This is a genomic window from Lactococcus fujiensis JCM 16395 (genome assembly GCF_002441655.1).
Classification (GTDB): Bacteria; Bacillota; Bacilli; order Lactobacillales; family Streptococcaceae; genus Lactococcus; species Lactococcus fujiensis.
The window spans coordinates 1-1,071 of record NZ_JXJU01000050.1 but is presented as its reverse complement, the minus strand read 5'-3'; the positions used below and the strand labels follow the sequence as shown (position 1 = coordinate 1,071).

At 36.2% G+C, this 1,071-nt stretch carries 1 protein-coding gene; it reads left to right on the top strand.

All coding sequences use genetic code 11. The features are described 5' to 3' along the window. Positions 1 to 1,034, top strand: a 1,034-nt coding sequence (locus RT41_RS10190; protein ID WP_219524951.1) for a polysaccharide deacetylase family protein, incomplete at its 5' end; no start/stop codon positions are given. Positions 1,035 to 1,071: the final 37 nt, after the last annotated feature.

Here is a 1,071-nt window from a genome sequence, read left to right as displayed (position 1 = left end):
AAAATAGTTTTTCGTCATCAAAAAATAAAATGAGTTCTCAAAATGTCAAAAAAGTACAAACCCAACTCCAAAACCTCGAAGTAAAATTTGACGTTCAAAAAAAAGTGAATGCTTTATTTGATTCTGATGTGGTCGTTCAGGCTGACTTGAAACAAAGTCTACTCAAAAAGAATATAACTGAACTGCAAATTTCGCAAATTAAGACGTCAGAATTACCACAAGATCAATTTTTATCCCACATCAATTCAGCGGTAAGTTCTGCTAAAGAACAATTGAATCTACGTGTCAAGGTTTCCGATCTCTTCAATAAAGTTTCTGTTGAACCTTCAAATTCAAATCTATTACAGGCTGAGGATACCATCCGAACAATCAGTAATGAGCAACTCAAAACTTCCTATCAACAACAATTAACCTCGATTTGTGCCAATTATTATCACGGGAAAAAACTGATTGCTTTGACTTATGATGATGGCCCCAATCCCGTAACGACGCCACAATTGCTTGATATTTTAGAGCAAAATAAAGTCAATGCAAGCTTTTTTGAAATTGGAAATCGAATTGCTGGAAATGAAGCACTTTTAAAACGTCAAACAAATGACGGTGATCAAATCAGTTCACATACTTGGACACACCCGGTATTAACTTCATTGTCAGTAGATGAAGCCAATTCTGAAATCACGAAAGCAGCCGATTTGATAAAAACGGTCTCCAGTCAAGATTGGCAACTCTTTAGACCACCATATGAAGCAATAAATCAACCCATTCTCGATAAAATTAATTTTTCTGCCGTAAATTACGACGTTGATACGTTGGATTGGAAGATCCATTCTGTTGATTCAGTCTATCAGCGTGCCATCAGTGGCGCTCACGATGGTGCCATTATCCTAATGCATGATATCCATCCATGGAGTGTTCAAGCGACGCCAAAAATCATTGCCACATTAAAAAATGAGGGCTACACTTTTGTTACCGTAAGCCAAATGATTTTGGCGAAGGGAAATCTTGAACTTCATAAAAATTATTTTGGATGGTAAATAAAAACAGGTAACTACTGGCGTTACTTGTTTTTTT